This is a genomic window from Streptomyces sp. NPDC051286, from assembly GCF_044455345.1.
Lineage (GTDB): Bacteria > Actinomycetota > Actinomycetes > Streptomycetales > Streptomycetaceae > Streptomyces.
The window spans coordinates 147,010-160,485 of the sequence record NZ_JBITER010000010.1; the positions used below are offsets into that span (position 1 = coordinate 147,010).

A 13,476-nucleotide genomic window follows, 5' to 3' on the forward strand; every position below is an offset into this window, starting at 1 on the left:
TTGATCCGCCATGATGGCGTCATGCGTTTTCTGTTCGTCGGCGATTCCATGACCATCGGCCGCGCCGGCGACTTCACCTGGCGCTACCGCATGTGGCAGCACTTCGAAGCGGCTTTCGATGGTCCGTACGAGATCGTCGGTCCCCGGACCGAGCTGTACGACACCGCGACAAATACCCCGGCCTCGTACGCGTACGGCGACCCGGATTTCCCCGCCCTGGCCCGCCGCCATCTGGCGGGCTGGGGCGAGGGATGGCTGCACATGGCCCCGGTGATCGCGGACACGGTCACCGCGTCGCGTGCCGACGTGCTGCTCGTCTCGCTCGGCCTGATAGATCTCGGCTTCTACACGGACAGCGGGCAGGCCGCCGAGAACGCCCGCGCGTTCATCGCGGCGGCCCGCAGCGCGAACCCGCACATCAAAACCGTGCTCCTGCCGGTCATCCCGAACATACGGGCCGAGTCGGACGCCCCGTTCGCCGCCGAGTGCGACCGCTTCAACGAGCTCCTCGCGAAGGCGGTCGCCGACCTCGACGAGCCGATGTCACCGATCCTGCTGGCGTCGCGCCCGCCCGGGTACGACATCCACACGGACACGTACGACGGCACGCACCCCGGCCCCACGGGCGAGCAGAAGCTGGCCGCGACGTTCGCCGACGCGATGCACCAGGCGTGGGGCATGGGCGGGCCCTACGCGGGCGGCCGCGCGGAAGCCTGACGCCCGGCCGTCCCGGTGCCCTCACTTTCTGGTGGGCCGGGCCCGCACATGCATCCGTTCGCCCTGCGGCCCGAACAGGCTGAGAATCTCGACCGGTTCCGGCCCCGCGCTGGACCAGGCGTGGGGCGTACGCGTGTCGAACTCGGCGACCTCCCCGGTGGTCAGTACGACATCGTGCTCGCCCAGCACCAGCCGCAGCCGCCCCGCCAGCACGTACAGCCACTCGTAGCCCTCGTGCACCCGCTGCTCCAGGGGCCCGGTCGCCCCTCGCCCGCCGGGCAGCACCAGCTTGTACGCCTGGAGGCCACCGAGGTGGCGGGTCAGCGGCATGAACTTTCTGCCGCCGCGGGTGAAGGGGCGCAGATGGACGCGGGGGTCGCCGGTGGCGGGGGCGCCGACGAGTTCGTCGAGCGGCACCCCGTACGCCTTGGCCAGCGGCAGCAGCAGTTCCAGGGTGGGTTTGCGGCCGCCCGACTCCAGGCGGGAGAGGGTACTGACCGAGATTCCGGTCGTCTCGCCCAGCTGGGCGAGGGTCGTGCCGCGCTCCCGGCGCAGGGCCCTCAGGCGCGACCCGACTCCGGTCAGGACAGCGGCGAACTCATCGCCGGCACCCGCATCCGCCTTCGCTCCGTCTCCCATCGCCCCATTATTCGCCGTGCGGGAGAGCGGGGGCGGTTATCCGCCGTACGGGAGAGCGGGCGCGGATATCCGCCGTACGGGAGAGCGGGAACGGTCAGGGCGAACCGAGCATCGTCAGGGAGAGCCGCGTGAGCTCTTCGGTGAGCCAGTCGGGCGTGACCTGGCGGGGGCGGCGGGCGTGGTGGGCGAGGAGTTCCTCGACCGAGTGGGTCATCACCGTGACCGCGACCCGCTGGTCGCCGTCACCCACCTCACCCCGCTCGGCGGCGCGTTCGGCCTCACAGGTCAGGAACTCGGACCACATCGTCCGCCACATCGCCAGATGGTCGTCGACGGTGCGGCTCACGCCCAGCACCTCGACGAACGCCACCCGCGCGGCCCGCGGATCAGCGGTGACCCCGCCCACATAGGCGGCGAAGAGGCGACGGAACCGTTCCTCCGTCGAGCACTCCTCCATGTCGTCGGAGAGCATCGCCTCCTCGGACGCGCGCAGTCCGCTGGTCGCCACCTCGTCGTACAGTGCGATCAACAGCGCCTCCCGGGAGGTGAACTGCTGATGGAACGCGCGAATCGGCACGCGCGCCTCGGCGCAGAGTTGCTCGATGCTCGTGCGCGCGTAGCCGTATGCGGCGAACAGGTCCCGTCCGGCCCGCAGGAGCCGGGCACGCCACTGCGCCCGGTCCTCGGCGGACTCGGTCATCCCTGTTCCGCGGCTCACCACGGCATTCACCACAAGTCCTCCTTCGTCGGCCCGAAGTCGCTGTCATTGTCCTCGCTCCGCCCCGACGGCGGCGGATCCGCCACACCCACAGGCAGCGGCGCGTCGTCGGACGACGACATCTGTCATCGTGGAGCCATGGCCTGTCCCGACACCGACGGTGACGACATCGACGCCGACTCGCCTCTGTGGCCGGTAAGAGCGGCCGCGGGACGCCTAACTGCGGCGACCGCGGACGCGGGTGTGGACGGTGTCCTCCACCGTCTCCACCTGGACGCCCGGGACACCGGGGTCACACAGGCGACGGCGGAGGCTCTGCTGGAGCGAGGCGACGTGTACGGCCTGCGCGCCGTGCTGAGGGCGCTCGCCCGCGCACAGGACATGGGGACGGCCGACCAGTTGGGAGCAGCCATCGACTGCGATCCGCACGGGTGGACGGAGGCCGGGGATGATCGGCGCATCCACGAGTTGCGGGAGCTGACGTCCGACGAGGATGCGGGCGTACGGGCCGAATCGGCGGCCGTCCTCGGCTCTTTGCGACCCTCGGATCTCTGCGACGAGGCGTCCTTCACGTCGGCGCTGCCCAGCGCCACCTGCACCTGGATCGAGGAAAACCGGTCACCGGACGGCTGCTCCTGACCATGCGTCAGCGACCGCACACAACGATATGAAGGAAGAACATGAGCGACGTCAACGGATTCCAGAGCATTCCCCCGACCACCCTCGCCGACCTTCTGGGACGCGAGCAGGTCATGGACATCGGGATCCGCCCCCTGTGGCCCTCGCCCCGGCGCGTCGCCGGCCCGGCGTTCACCGTGCAGTGCCCTCCGGGAGACAACCTCATGCTTCATGCGGCCATTTACCGCGCTGAGCCCGGCTCCGTCATCGTCGTCGAAGCGGGTGACGTGGACTACGCGCTGGCCGGAGGAAACGTCTGCGCCGTCGCGCAGCGTCGGGGGATCGCAGCGTTCGTGGTCGACGGCGTGATCCGTGACCTCGCTGAGGTGCGCGAGATGGGCTTTCCCGTCTTCGCCCGGGGTGTCATCCCTGTTCCGGGGACCAAGAAAGCCGCCCGGCCGCTGGGGGGCCGGGTGCGGTGCGGCGGAGTGAACGTGAACGCCGGCGATGCCGTGGTGGCCGACGAGGAGGGAGTTGTGGTCGTGCCCCATGCCCGTCGGGAGCAGGTACTCCTCGACGCTCGGGCGAAGTTGGCCAAGGAGGCCGACGAGTCCCTCGACGCGTGGGAGGCGGCGCACCGCGCCCGTATCGACAAGATCCTCGCCGAGAACGGCTTCGAGGGCTGATCAACGCCGTGCCCGGCACGGCACCGGGTCCGGCCGGCGTCCCTCAGACCGTCCGGACCCACCGCCTGCCGTCGGCGGTATCGGCCACCGGGAGCACGGTGTCCAACCGCCGCAAGCAACCCCGCCGTTGTACGACCGAGAGCCCCGCGACCGCCGCCCCGAGCACGAGCCAGCCCGCCGGGCCGGCCGTCAGCACGGCACCCGTCAGCAGCAGCGGACCGGCGGACTTCTGCACGGACTGGGACATGCCGGCCACTCCCAGGTAGGGCGCCCGTGCTTCCCGGGGCGCGAGCGACACGGCGAGCTCCCAGGAGCTCACCGACCGCATCAGCTCCGCCAGGGTGACCAGCATCGCCGCGGCGAACAGGGCGATCGACGCCGACCAGGCCGCGCCTGACGTGGCGGTTGCCAGCACCGCGCAGCAGGCGAGCATCGTCAGCCCGTACACGACCACCACTCCCGCTGCCTGGCGCGGCTCCTTCACCTTCGCCGACACCCGCAGCTGCAGGACGACGACGAGCACGGTGTTGATCACCAGGAAGGCCGGGACGAAGGCGTGCGGCGCCTGGGTGTGGTTCACCAGCCACAGCGGCAGTCCGACGTTGAGGATCGAGTCGTCCAGATTCATCGGGATGTCCAGCAGGACGAACCGGAGGTAGCCGCGGTCGCGCCACGGGCTCGGCGCGGCCGGCCCGCCCGCTGCGGCCGCGTCCCCGGTCCGCGCCGTCACGCGCCCAGGGTCGCGCGGCTCCCGGGTGCGCCACACCAGCACCGCGGCCACCAGGAACGAGAGCGCGTTGCACAGGATCAGGGCGCGGTACGCATCACGGGTGCCCATGGCCAGGCCGATGGCGGCGATCCCCGCACCGAGCGCGTACCCGGCGTTCGCCACGCTGCGCGACAGCGCCTGGTACGTGGTGCGCCGCTCGCCCGCCACCCGCGTGGCGAAGAGCATCTCCAGCGTCTTGGCCGCCCGGTCGCCGAGGTAGGTGACGGCGACGACGGGCAGCAGCACGGAGAAACCGGTGCAGAGGAGCATCAGACCGAGGGTTCCGAGGCGGAGGAGGTGACAGCCGATCAGCAACGAGCGCACCGGGAAGCGACCGGCGAGGCGTCCCACGATCGGCGATCCGGCAATGCCCGCCACCCCGGCGGCGCCCAGCAGCAGGCCCAACTGCCGGGCGTCCAGGCCGGTGACGAAGGTGAAGTACAGAACCGAGGATGCGCCCCAGACTCCCGAACCGGTCCTGTCGAGGAGCTGGCCGAGCAGCATGATCCGCCCGTCCCGGCCGCCCGGCGGACGGCGCAGCTGCGCCAGGAGACCGGCCTCGCGCTGCCGGGCTTCCTGGGTCCTGATCCTCCGGGCCTGTGCGCCGCGCCGCATCGCCGGCCTCCGATCCGCTGTCAATGTATCTCGATATCAAGAGATCCAGAGGCAGCCTGCCGGAGATGCATCTCGACGTCAAGATACTTGATATCAACAGGGTTCTGGTCAGGCCCAGCGGATATGCCGCCGGGGCGCAAGCCCCGGCCGAACGCGGGAATCGTCGATCTGTGGCGAGCCCCGGTCACCCGCTGTTCAGGCGCTGGCCGTCTCCACCCGGGCTCACCGCGAGGGCGGCAACCCGTTCGCGCCAGGGGACGCGGGGAGGCCGGGCGGCGACGGCTGCCGCATCGGCGAGCCAGAACCGCCGCGCACCTTCCCTGCGACACGGACCGCAGTGCGTCTCGTCCCCCACGGGCCGGAACACGTGATCGTCGCCGGGCCCCTGGCAGACCACCAGTCCGGCCACACGCGGCGCGGGCCGGGATTCGACGGTGGGTGGCGGTACCGCCTCGGGGAGCTTCTGTACGAGCCGGTGCCGCAGGAACCCCACTGCGGACCACACCCCGCCCTCGGGCAGCCCGCTGGTCAGCGCCCGCCGCAGATCGGCAGCCGTGGCTCCGCGCCGCAACCACTCGGCGGCGGCCTCCGCGAGACCCCGCGCCTCCCGCGCCCCCAGATGCAGCTCCCGGTGCACATGCCGCAACGAGAGCAACACCCGCTCGCCCTCGGCCACTTCCGGCGCGCATTCAGCTTCGGGTTCGGCTTCGGCTTCGGTGGGTGGGTGGGATGAGTTCTTCCCCAGTTCTTCATCTACCGGTGTACAGCCACCGGCCACCCGACTCCTCGGCTGATCGACCGTCCGTTTCTGCGCACTCGGTGGCACCTCGGCACCCCACCCGTCCCTGAGCCCGGCAGCCGCCGCACCCGTGACCGGGGAGTTGGCGAAGAGCTGTACGGTCACCCACCGACCCCGGTCGTTCTGCTGATGCCACTCGTGCAGGAACCCGTCCTCGACCAGCATCCTCTTGGCCCGCTGATAGGCCCGCCCCGTGATCCCCAGCTGCCGCGCATGCTCGCTGAGCGGCTTGTCGGCCAGACCTTCGGGGAGCCCCTGCACGTACAGGAGCAGAATCTTCGCGTCACTGTTCAGACGCGGATGACGCACCACGTCGTGCGAAGCCTTCGTGAAGCGCCGAGACGGCGCGATAGCATGCCAAAGCATCCCGGTGGACTCTCGTTCCACTTGTGGTGAAGGCCCTCGGACTGGTGTTGGTAGCACCGCCGGGGGCCGCCCCGCATGCGGCTGCATACAGAGCGTGATGACGACGTCACCGTACCGCACCCAGCTCCCCCTTCACTACGCAAACGGACATTGCACCCGGCAACGCGCCTGCCGTGAGGGCTCCTTCAGAAGACCTCCGCCTCATCTGCCAGCACGCCCGCGGTCAGCTCGTGCAGCAACCCCGCATCCACGAACGGCGTCTCGGCGGTCGGCAGCGAACGCCAATCCAGCGGCCAAGTCAGCCCGTGCAGCGCGGGTACCCCGACGAACGCCGCTGTCCGCCCGTCCCGACTCATCGCCTCCGCACCGGCCGGCCAGCGGTAGGCGGTCACGGTTTGCGGCGGCAACAGAAAATACGTGCTTTGCGCCCCGATCCGCGAACGCACGACGGGGCCCGCCCGGAAGTCGGTGAACTGCATCAACTCGTACGCCACTTGTTCGCCCCGCATGCCGGTGATCTGTACGGCGTCGAAGTGGATGCCCGCATACCGAAGGGCATGCCCGCTTGCAGGCACCCACGAGGGCGCCAGGTCCAGTGAACTTTTCCGTTCCATACGGAAAGCCTCGCGCCCCACACGTACCGTGACCAGGGACACAAGGCGTCTGTGCACTGTTGTGCACTCGGGAGGTGGGTTGTGCACTCCGGTGGCCAAGGGGGCGGCAACGCCCAGATGTTCGGACGTTATTGCGCTTCTATCGGGAGCGGGCAGAGCTGTCGCAGGAGGCGCTGGGGCTGAGGATCGGCTTCTCGAAGTCGCAGGTGGCGATGGTGGAGCGGGGGCAGCGGCCGCCGAAGGGCGACTTCGTCGCGCGGGCGGATGAGACGCTGGGTGCACAAGGTGCACTGCTGGCCGCAGGGGCAGAGTTGCGACCCAGCCATTTGGCCTCATGGTTCGAAGAGTTCGCCGAGGTAGAAACCGGAGCCTGCTCACGACACGAGTACGAGACACACGCGGTGCCTGGTCTGCTCCAGACGGAGGAACACGCCCGTGCGGTCTTCACCAACCACCACCCGGCTCTCGACGACGAGGAGATCGAGGGACGGGTCGTGGCTCGAATGGAGCGGCAGAAGCTTCTTACCCGCAGACCGGCGGCCGACATCGGCTTCGTGCTGGAACTGCATCCGCTCACGCGGCCCATCGGCGGCAATCAGGTGCGCAAGAGGCAGCTCCGCCACATCCTCGATGTCGCTCAGCTGCGGAACGTACAGATTCAGGTGATGGCGCCGGACCGGACGACCCACGCGGGGCTCAACGGCCCGTTCGTTCTGCTGGAGACGGCTGAACGGAACCGCCTCGCCTACGTCGAAGGACAGAGCGGCAGCTTCTTCGTGAGCCAACAGCCTGACCTGGGCGATCTGTTCGGCAAGTATGGCATTCTGCGGGCGCAGGCGCTCAGCCCGGACGCGTCCATGAAACTGATCGATGAGGTGACAGGGGAAGAATGAGCACCGACCTCAACTGGTTCAAGAGCAGCTACAGCGGCGACCAGGGCGGCAACTGCATCGAGGTCGCCCTCGCTTGGTCCAAGTCCAGTTACAGCGGCGACCAGGGCGGCGACTGCGTCGAGGTCGCCACCTGCCCCCACACCGTCCACGTCCGTGACTCCAAGGACCTCACCGTCCCCGCCCTCGCCCTCTCCCCCGCCGCCTGGACTGCCTTCCTGGGATACGCCACCGCTCAATAGGGTGTTGGCATGTCCAACGAGCCCCCGCTGATCCAGAGTCTGCGTAACGCAGTTGCCGCGGCGCCCTCCGACGTACCTCTTCGGCTGCATCTCGCCGAGTTGTTGCTCGGTGAGGGGCTGAACGACGCCGCCGTCGCCGAGGCTGCCGTCGCGCTTCAGCATGCGCCGGGTGACTCCGCCGCGCGGGCACTCATGGTCCGGGCCATGGGCATGCCCGCACCGGCCCCGGAAGCACCCAAGGCCCCCGAAGAGCCCGAGACACCCGCGGCACCCGCGGCACCGGCCGGGTTCGACTGGCGTGCCGCCGAGGACGAGCTCGGGGGTGCCGTGCCGCCCCGGTTCGTCACGTCCGGGGCAACCGAGACGCCTGTCCCCGTGGACGGCCAGGGCGATCCCGGGCCGGCCGCCACCTGGGAGGTCGACACCCCGGGTTCCGTGACGCTCGCCGATGTCGGCGGCATGCACGAGATCAAGGAGCGCCTCGAAGCCGCGTTCCTGGCTCCCATGCGCAACCCCGAGCTCGGCAGGCTGTACGGGAAGAGCCTGCGCGGCGGGCTGTTGATGTACGGGCCGCCCGGGTGCGGGAAGACGTTCATCGCGCGGGCCGTCGCGGGCGAGCTCGGGGCGAGCTTCATGTCCGTGTCGATCAACGACGTGCTCGACATGTGGATGGGCAACTCCGAGCGCAACATGCACGAGGTCTTCGAGACCGCCCGCCGTCAGGCGCCGTGCGTGCTGTTCCTCGACGAGGTGGACGCGCTGGGCGCCAAACGGAGCCGTATGCACCACGGCGGGATGCGCAACACCGTCAACCAGTTGCTCACCGAGCTCGACGGCGTCGACGGGGCCAACGAGGGCGTGTTCGTGCTCGCCGCGACCAACGTCCCCTGGGACGTGGACATCGCACTGCGACGTCCCGGCCGGCTCGACCGTACTCTGCTCGTCCTGCCGCCGGACGCGCCCGCGCGCGAGGCGATCCTCCGCTACCACCTGCGCGACCGGCCGATCGAATCCGTCGACCTGGGCAAGCTGGTCAAGGTCACCGAGGATCTGTCCGGCGCCGATCTGGCGCACGTCTGCGAGTCCGCGTCCGAGCGGGCGTTGCTCGACTCGACCCGTACCGGCACGGTCCGGATGATCAACATGAAGGACCTGCTGGCCGCGGCGAAGGAAGTCCGGCCGTCCACCGACCCCTGGTTCGCCTCGGCGCGCAATGTGGCGATGTTCGCCAACGAGGGCGGCATATATGACGAGTTGCTCGCCTATCTGAAGAGGAAGCGCAAGCTGTGAGCGCCACCGCCGATCACCCCATGACCGAGCAGGCAGCCGCCCTCATCAGCCTGGACCGGCTGGACGAGGCGAAGGCCCTGCTGGCCAAGCGCCTCGCCGAGGACCCCGAGGACTTCCGGGCCTGGGTGCGGCTCGCGCGCTGTCATCTGGCTGAGCGGGAGTTCGAGGACGTCATCACCACGACCGGCGAGGCACTGCGGATCGCCCCGCAGGACTGCGACGCGTGGATCGTGCGGACGTACGGGCTGCGCAGGACGGGCAGGCGGGACGAGGCGCTCGCGGCGGCCCAGGAGGCGGTGCGGATCAACCCGCAGTCGTGGCAGGCGGTCATCGCGCTCTCGGAGGCCGTCAGCGCCTGGCAGCCGCGCTGGCCCGAGGTGCTTGAGCTGGCGCAGACGGCGGTCCGGCTGGCCCCGGAGGAGCCGGGGGCGTATCAAGGGCTGTGGAAAGCGGCGCTGCTCAACGGGGCCTTCGACGTGCGGGACCATGCGATCCGCGAGACGCTGCGGCTCGACCCGACGAGTGCCTGGGCGCTGCAAGAGCTGGCCGCGAAGCAGGCCACGGCGCCCGGCACGGGGCCCAAGCAGCGGGCGGAGGTGTACGCGTCCGCGCTGGCCGCCGACCCCGATTCGAAGAGCATGCGCATGGGGCTGGACCGGGCGGTGTTCCAGATGCTGCGCCGCACCCGGTGGCTCGCCGTGCTGTGCCTGGTGATCGCGGGGGCGGCGATCAATCTGTTCCCGTCCGACGGGGACGGCCCCGAGCTGCCGCTGCCGATCGGTACCCGGCTCTATGCGCTGGCGCTGATCGGGGTGGTCTGGGCGCTCGGCGCGTGGTGGCGCTACCGGAAGCTCCGCGCGGGGGTGCAGTTGAGTGTGCGGTCGCTGCTGCGGCGGATGTTCTGGGCGCGGCTGGTACTGGTGCAGGCGGTGCTGGGGACGTTGTGTGCGGTGGCCATCGCAACGGCGCCGTGGACGGACCGGGGCGTTCCGCAGGTGATCTTCTGGGTGGGGCTCGCCCCGATCCTGCTGACGATCTGGTTCGACCGACCGCGCACGCAGTGAGCGATCCGGCAGCGCGTGGTCGCCTTCGCCTGTGTGCCATCTCGCCGGCTCGATAAATCGCCGACCCGAGAAATGTGACGCACACCTCCAGGCACCGGGGGGCCTATCCACAGGTTGCTGGGCAGGGCGTGTACCTCCGGGTTCTCGTACGGGTTCTGGAGGAGGGGCGACTACCGCCGGGCGAGCTGGCGCTGTCCCAGGAACACGGCGCGGGCGATGGTCTGCGAGTCGACCTGTACGTGCACGGGCCGATCCGCGAGCGCCTCGACGGCAGCGGCGAGCCGGTGCAGCGCGGCGCCGCCTCCCGGGTGGTGGCTGAGCATGCGGCTCAGCTTGGACAGCGGGATGACGGCCTCGTCCTCGCCGCCCTCACCGATGACGGCGAGGCGGCCGCCGGAGCGGGCGGAGACGACGCCACCCTCGGCGAGCGTCGGAATGTTGGGGATCTTGGGGATGTGGATCCCGAATTCCTTGCCGCCGAAGACCGGTACCCAGCCGGGAATCTTGACGTGAATCCCGTTCAGGCCGCCGATCATGGCGTTGATTCCGCTGATGTAGGCGCGGGGCAGGGCGGTGAAGGAGTTGATGATGCCCTTCATCACACCCTTGATGGGCCCGGCGTGCGACTTGATGGCCCCGGAGATGGCATTCCAGGCCCACTTCACGCCCGCCGCCAGGGCCTTGGACACCTTGTCCATATTGATGAACTGCCCGATGATCGGTGCGAGCAGCGTCATGACCAGCCCGAAGGCGTTGGCCTTCATGGCGGTGTTGAGGCCCTTCTGGGCCAGGGTGGCGCCCTTGAGCCCCTTCCCCAGGCCACCCATGGAATTACCGCTGCCGCCGGCGCTCTTGCCGGCCTTGCCGACGGACTTCTCCACGGCGTCGGACTGGCGCTTTACGTCGCGGAGGGCGGCGTTGGCCTTGCCGGAGGAGGACTTGAGGTGGTCTAGGGAGGTCTTGAACTTGTCGGAGGAGGTTGTGGATTTGCCGAGGGATGATCCAGCGCTCTTGGCGCCGTTGCCGACTTTACCGATGGAGCCGGAGGCGCTCCCCGCCGCACCACGCAATTGTCTGACTGCCGAGGATGCTTGGGACGCCGAGCTCCGAAAGCGCGAGAGATTCCCCGCCGCGGTGCTTGAGCTACGAGCGAGTGTCATGTGAACTCCGGTTTCCGTCAGGCGATGGCTCGCGCTGCGCTGGTGACGTCCTTGGTGAGGTCATTGAGAGAACGGGCCAACTCGATCGACGCCTTCCGCATGCTCTTCAACCGTTCCGTGTCGATGCTCGTCACGGGAGCTCGCGGGGCCGGGGGTTGCTGCGCTGCGGCGGCCCGAGCCTCCAGTTTCTTCTTACTGCGCGGAATGCCGTTGTCATCGTGTTTGAAGCCTGCCGCGTCCAGAAGCTTTTCCTTGACTTTCTCGGAATTGATGAAGTTGCTCACCACAAATCCGGTGATGACCGCTCCGAGTGCGGACCAAGCGGCAACCGAGCTGCCCTTGAAATCCTTGAATGACTTGACCAGCTCATCCAGACCAAATCCCATCGCCTTGGTCCAGTTTTCTTCCTGGGTGGGATCCTCTTTCGCCTCCTTGAATTTCTTGTCGATGTAGTCCTTGGAGGCTCCGCCTCCATTTCCCTGTTGCTCCAACTTCTTCTTTACTTCGACTACTTCTGTATAGACGTCGTCGACTGTGTGGCTACCCATGGCGTCCCCTCCGACTCTCCGTGTGTATGTGCAAGGTTGAGTACGTGCAAGGTCGAGCCCCTTGACGGGCGGGAGGATAGACCCGATAGTGAGTTCCGAAATATCTACTGGGGATCTATCGGGGTGGGCAAATGTATGGTTTCGCGATTCCGGTCGCCTTCTTGGCGGTACTCGTTCTCTTTTTTGCCGTGCGAATTTATGTGCGTGGGCGGGCGCTGCGAGTTCGGTGGATCAGGGTTGTCGCGCAATGCATAAATTCAGGGCATGGATCGAGCGGGAGCGTCTACCTTCGGGTGAGATTCGCGTCGAATGACGGGGAGCGGGAGGCCAGTGTCGGGCCATTCACATTCCCCCCCGCTCGCGTTGGCGAATCGATCTTTGTCGTCTACGATCCTCGGGATTTGGGCAACGTTGAGACCCCGGATCAGATGACGAGCGGAAGAGTTGCGCTGACCTTCATTGTTCTCTCTGTTGCGGCGCTCGCGCTGTCGACGGTCACGCTCTATATTTGGGCCGTTTGAACCGTGTTGGTGTGCAGGGTCAAGTAAGTGGGATGTGAATCCCCCACGGAACTCCAAGAGGACCGGATCTACGGCCCCTCCTCCTGCGCGAGAGGTCTTGAGCGATGATTCCAGGCGCGACAATTTGTCGTAAACGTCGCCCGTCGTGTGATTACTCATGATCGAGCCCCCATTCCATCCGCATGCGTCTTGACTGCTTGATCCGCTATGGCAAGGATGAGGCGGAGCAGCTTGCAAGTTGACCAAGAGTGGGGGTGGGGAATGATTTACCTTGCGGAAGCAAGCGACATGCAAATTTTGGCGAGATTCATCGGGGTTACTCTGACAGGGATTGGCCCCATTGGTATCATTTTGGCCGTTCTTACACCTAAAGTGGTTCGCGAGGAGCGCGAAAAGGGGAACCTGGAGACGGCTGCAAAGGTCAGACGAAGTGGGTGGGGTGCGGCGACGATTGGGATTTCCTTGATCGGTATCGGCGCCTGCCTGTACTTCTTTTCCTAGCCCCTGGGCGAACTGAGGAAGGGACCTCAGGCGAAGAACCTGCTGAGTTCCTGCGGAGGCGGCAGCGTGGTCGCGTCCTCGCCCGATGTGTCCTTTCGGGCCGGCTCCGCCTGCCCGGGGCGTTGGATGGGCTCAGGGCAGTCGAGGGGATCGCTGTCCTCGTCCCGGTTGACGGTGGCGAACATCCAATTGGCCTCCTGGAACAGGTCCACCACGTGGGCCAGCAGGTAGTCCGTCACGCTCCATTCGGCGGCATCGCCATGCAGCTCACGCGCGAGCACGCTGTCGCGCGGCATGTGCGCGACGAGCACCGCGAGCCGGCGTGAGGTGAGCCGGCCGCGGTGCCAGTCCAGGAGGTCGATGCCGTAGTGGCGGAGCAGGTCCGCCTCGATGGCCTCGGCGTGCTCGTCGACGAGCTCGTCGAGGCTCAGTCTTCCCCCAGGCCCAGCCCCGTCTCCTTGCCGTAGGCCTCCAGAATCGCCGCGATGTCCTGCATGGTGATGTCGTGCCGCTCGAAGCGCGCGAACTGCCGCTCACCGAACAAGAGTTGGAGAAGACCGTCGACGTCGTTGTCGTCGAGGTCCCGCAGCTTGCGGGCGGTGCCGCGGCCGAGCTCGGTCGGCAGCTCGAAGGTGTCGTCGTCGAGGGTGAAGGTCCAGGCGCAGCCGAGCGCTTCGAGGCGCTGGGCGCGGGCGGCGTTGACGTTGAAGCCGGGCATG

18 protein-coding genes are annotated in these 13,476 nt (G+C 68.1%); 9 read left to right on the forward strand and 9 right to left on the reverse strand.

Annotation, left to right across the window (positions count from 1 at the left end):
• Window positions 1-21: 21 nt before the first annotated feature.
• Complete coding sequence (locus tag ACIBB8_RS13315; RefSeq protein ID WP_398951460.1) at window positions 22-717, forward strand: GDSL-type esterase/lipase family protein; 696 nt, start codon at window positions 22-24, stop codon at window positions 715-717.
• A gap of 21 nt (window positions 718-738) precedes the next feature.
• Here the strand turns inward: ACIBB8_RS13315 and ACIBB8_RS13320 are convergent, their stop codons facing one another.
• Together ACIBB8_RS13320 and ACIBB8_RS13325 are read right to left on the reverse strand one after the other, a co-directional pair.
• Complete coding sequence (locus ACIBB8_RS13320; protein WP_398951462.1) at window positions 739-1,356, reverse strand: helix-turn-helix domain-containing protein; 618 nt, start codon at window positions 1,354-1,356, stop codon at window positions 739-741.
• Between the two features lie 94 nt (window positions 1,357-1,450).
• The gene (locus tag ACIBB8_RS13325) at window positions 1,451-2,056 is read right to left on the reverse strand and encodes a TetR/AcrR family transcriptional regulator (RefSeq protein WP_398951464.1); all 606 of its coding nucleotides are present in this window, start codon (window positions 2,054-2,056) and stop codon (window positions 1,451-1,453) included.
• Between the two features lie 156 nt (window positions 2,057-2,212).
• Between ACIBB8_RS13325 and ACIBB8_RS13330 the strand changes: the two genes are divergently transcribed.
• Together ACIBB8_RS13330 and ACIBB8_RS13335 are read left to right on the forward strand one after the other, a co-directional pair.
• Entirely contained in the window at window positions 2,213-2,713 is a 501-nt protein-coding gene (locus tag ACIBB8_RS13330) for a hypothetical protein (protein ID WP_398951466.1), read from the forward strand.
• Window positions 2,714-2,754: 41 nt separating this feature from the next.
• On the forward strand, window positions 2,755-3,378 hold the full coding sequence (locus ACIBB8_RS13335) for an RraA family protein (RefSeq protein ID WP_398951468.1): 624 nt from the start codon (window positions 2,755-2,757) through the stop codon (window positions 3,376-3,378).
• Between the two features lie 43 nt (window positions 3,379-3,421).
• Here ACIBB8_RS13335 and ACIBB8_RS13340 read toward each other — a convergent pair whose 3' ends face one another.
• The 3 genes from ACIBB8_RS13340 to ACIBB8_RS13350 all read right to left on the reverse strand — a co-directional run bounded on the left by ACIBB8_RS13340 (window position 3,422) and on the right by ACIBB8_RS13350 (window position 6,541).
• A complete protein-coding gene (locus ACIBB8_RS13340) occupies window positions 3,422-4,762 on the reverse strand; it encodes an MFS transporter (RefSeq protein ID WP_398951470.1) in 1,341 nt (446 codons plus the stop codon).
• Window positions 4,763-4,946: 184 nt separating this feature from the next.
• Window positions 4,947-5,927, reverse strand: coding sequence for a hypothetical protein (locus ACIBB8_RS13345; protein ID WP_398951472.1), 981 nt, complete (start codon window positions 5,925-5,927; stop codon window positions 4,947-4,949).
• Between the two features lie 185 nt (window positions 5,928-6,112).
• Window positions 6,113-6,541 carry a hypothetical protein gene (locus ACIBB8_RS13350; RefSeq protein ID WP_398951474.1) on the reverse strand — a complete coding sequence of 143 codons (429 nt, stop codon included), beginning with the start codon at window positions 6,539-6,541 and terminating at the stop codon, window positions 6,113-6,115.
• A gap of 74 nt (window positions 6,542-6,615) precedes the next feature.
• Between ACIBB8_RS13350 and ACIBB8_RS13355 the strand changes: the two genes are divergently transcribed.
• Genes ACIBB8_RS13355 through ACIBB8_RS13370 form a run of 4 tightly spaced genes read left to right on the forward strand, consistent with a single transcriptional unit; the run spans window position 6,616 to window position 10,027 of the window.
• Window positions 6,616-7,434, forward strand: coding sequence for a helix-turn-helix transcriptional regulator (locus ACIBB8_RS13355; RefSeq protein ID WP_398951476.1), 819 nt, complete (start codon window positions 6,616-6,618; stop codon window positions 7,432-7,434).
• Window positions 7,431-7,673 (forward strand): DUF397 domain-containing protein, encoded by a 243-nt coding sequence (locus ACIBB8_RS13360; protein ID WP_398951478.1) that lies wholly within the window; start codon window positions 7,431-7,433, stop codon window positions 7,671-7,673. The genes ACIBB8_RS13355 and ACIBB8_RS13360 overlap by 4 nt, the downstream gene beginning before the upstream one ends.
• 9 nt (window positions 7,674-7,682) lie before the next feature.
• Entirely contained in the window at window positions 7,683-8,963 is a 1,281-nt protein-coding gene (locus ACIBB8_RS13365) for an ATP-binding protein (RefSeq protein WP_398951480.1), read from the forward strand.
• Window positions 8,960-10,027 (forward strand): tetratricopeptide repeat protein, encoded by a 1,068-nt coding sequence (locus ACIBB8_RS13370; protein ID WP_398951482.1) that lies wholly within the window; start codon window positions 8,960-8,962, stop codon window positions 10,025-10,027. Before ACIBB8_RS13365 ends, ACIBB8_RS13370 begins: the two co-directional genes overlap by 4 nt.
• A gap of 170 nt (window positions 10,028-10,197) precedes the next feature.
• Here ACIBB8_RS13370 and ACIBB8_RS13375 read toward each other — a convergent pair whose 3' ends face one another.
• The gene (locus tag ACIBB8_RS13375) at window positions 10,198-11,097 is read right to left on the reverse strand and encodes a hypothetical protein (protein WP_398951484.1); all 900 of its coding nucleotides are present in this window, start codon (window positions 11,095-11,097) and stop codon (window positions 10,198-10,200) included.
• 107 nt (window positions 11,098-11,204) lie between these two features.
• Window positions 11,205-11,735, reverse strand: coding sequence for a hypothetical protein (locus ACIBB8_RS13380; RefSeq protein WP_398951486.1), 531 nt, complete (start codon window positions 11,733-11,735; stop codon window positions 11,205-11,207).
• Between the two features lie 131 nt (window positions 11,736-11,866).
• On the opposite strand from ACIBB8_RS13380, the gene ACIBB8_RS13385 reads away from it, so the two are divergent.
• On the forward strand, window positions 11,867-12,256 hold the full coding sequence (locus ACIBB8_RS13385) for a DUF3592 domain-containing protein (protein WP_398951488.1): 390 nt from the start codon (window positions 11,867-11,869) through the stop codon (window positions 12,254-12,256).
• 261 nt (window positions 12,257-12,517) lie between these two features.
• Window positions 12,518-12,757, forward strand: a complete 240-nt coding sequence (locus tag ACIBB8_RS13390) for a hypothetical protein (RefSeq protein WP_398951491.1) — start codon at window positions 12,518-12,520, stop codon at window positions 12,755-12,757.
• A 26-nt stretch (window positions 12,758-12,783) separates the two neighbouring features.
• Here the strand turns inward: ACIBB8_RS13390 and ACIBB8_RS13395 are convergent, their stop codons facing one another.
• Together ACIBB8_RS13395 and ACIBB8_RS13400 are read right to left on the reverse strand one after the other, a co-directional pair.
• The gene (locus ACIBB8_RS13395) at window positions 12,784-13,119 is read right to left on the reverse strand and encodes a hypothetical protein (protein WP_398951592.1); all 336 of its coding nucleotides are present in this window, start codon (window positions 13,117-13,119) and stop codon (window positions 12,784-12,786) included.
• A gap of 65 nt (window positions 13,120-13,184) precedes the next feature.
• Window positions 13,185-13,475, reverse strand: coding sequence for a hypothetical protein (locus ACIBB8_RS13400; protein WP_398951493.1), 291 nt, complete (start codon window positions 13,473-13,475; stop codon window positions 13,185-13,187).
• Window position 13,476: the final 1 nt, after the last annotated feature.

Excerpts from the sequence above, each read along its gene's own strand:
- ACIBB8_RS13315 (WP_398951460.1), top strand. The coding sequence starts at position 22 with ATGCGTTTTCTGTTCGTCGGCGATTCCATGACCATCGGCCGCGCCGGC.
- ACIBB8_RS13320 (WP_398951462.1), bottom strand. The coding sequence starts at position 1,356 with ATGGGAGACGGAGCGAAGGCGGATGCGGGTGCCGGCGATGAGTTCGCC.
- ACIBB8_RS13325 (WP_398951464.1), bottom strand. The coding sequence starts at position 2,056 with ATGACCGAGTCCGCCGAGGACCGGGCGCAGTGGCGTGCCCGGCTCCTG.
- ACIBB8_RS13330 (WP_398951466.1), top strand. The coding sequence starts at position 2,213 with ATGGCCTGTCCCGACACCGACGGTGACGACATCGACGCCGACTCGCCT.
- ACIBB8_RS13335 (WP_398951468.1), top strand. The coding sequence starts at position 2,755 with ATGAGCGACGTCAACGGATTCCAGAGCATTCCCCCGACCACCCTCGCC.
- ACIBB8_RS13340 (WP_398951470.1), bottom strand. The coding sequence starts at position 4,762 with ATGCGGCGCGGCGCACAGGCCCGGAGGATCAGGACCCAGGAAGCCCGG.
- ACIBB8_RS13345 (WP_398951472.1), bottom strand. The coding sequence starts at position 5,927 with ATGCTTTGGCATGCTATCGCGCCGTCTCGGCGCTTCACGAAGGCTTCG.
- ACIBB8_RS13350 (WP_398951474.1), bottom strand. The coding sequence starts at position 6,541 with ATGGAACGGAAAAGTTCACTGGACCTGGCGCCCTCGTGGGTGCCTGCA.
- ACIBB8_RS13360 (WP_398951478.1), top strand. The coding sequence starts at position 7,431 with ATGAGCACCGACCTCAACTGGTTCAAGAGCAGCTACAGCGGCGACCAG.
- ACIBB8_RS13365 (WP_398951480.1), top strand. The coding sequence starts at position 7,683 with ATGTCCAACGAGCCCCCGCTGATCCAGAGTCTGCGTAACGCAGTTGCC.
- ACIBB8_RS13380 (WP_398951486.1), bottom strand. The coding sequence starts at position 11,735 with ATGGGTAGCCACACAGTCGACGACGTCTATACAGAAGTAGTCGAAGTA.
- ACIBB8_RS13385 (WP_398951488.1), top strand. The coding sequence starts at position 11,867 with ATGTATGGTTTCGCGATTCCGGTCGCCTTCTTGGCGGTACTCGTTCTC.
- ACIBB8_RS13390 (WP_398951491.1), top strand. The coding sequence starts at position 12,518 with ATGATTTACCTTGCGGAAGCAAGCGACATGCAAATTTTGGCGAGATTC.
- ACIBB8_RS13400 (WP_398951493.1), bottom strand. The coding sequence starts at position 13,475 with ATGCCCGGCTTCAACGTCAACGCCGCCCGCGCCCAGCGCCTCGAAGCG.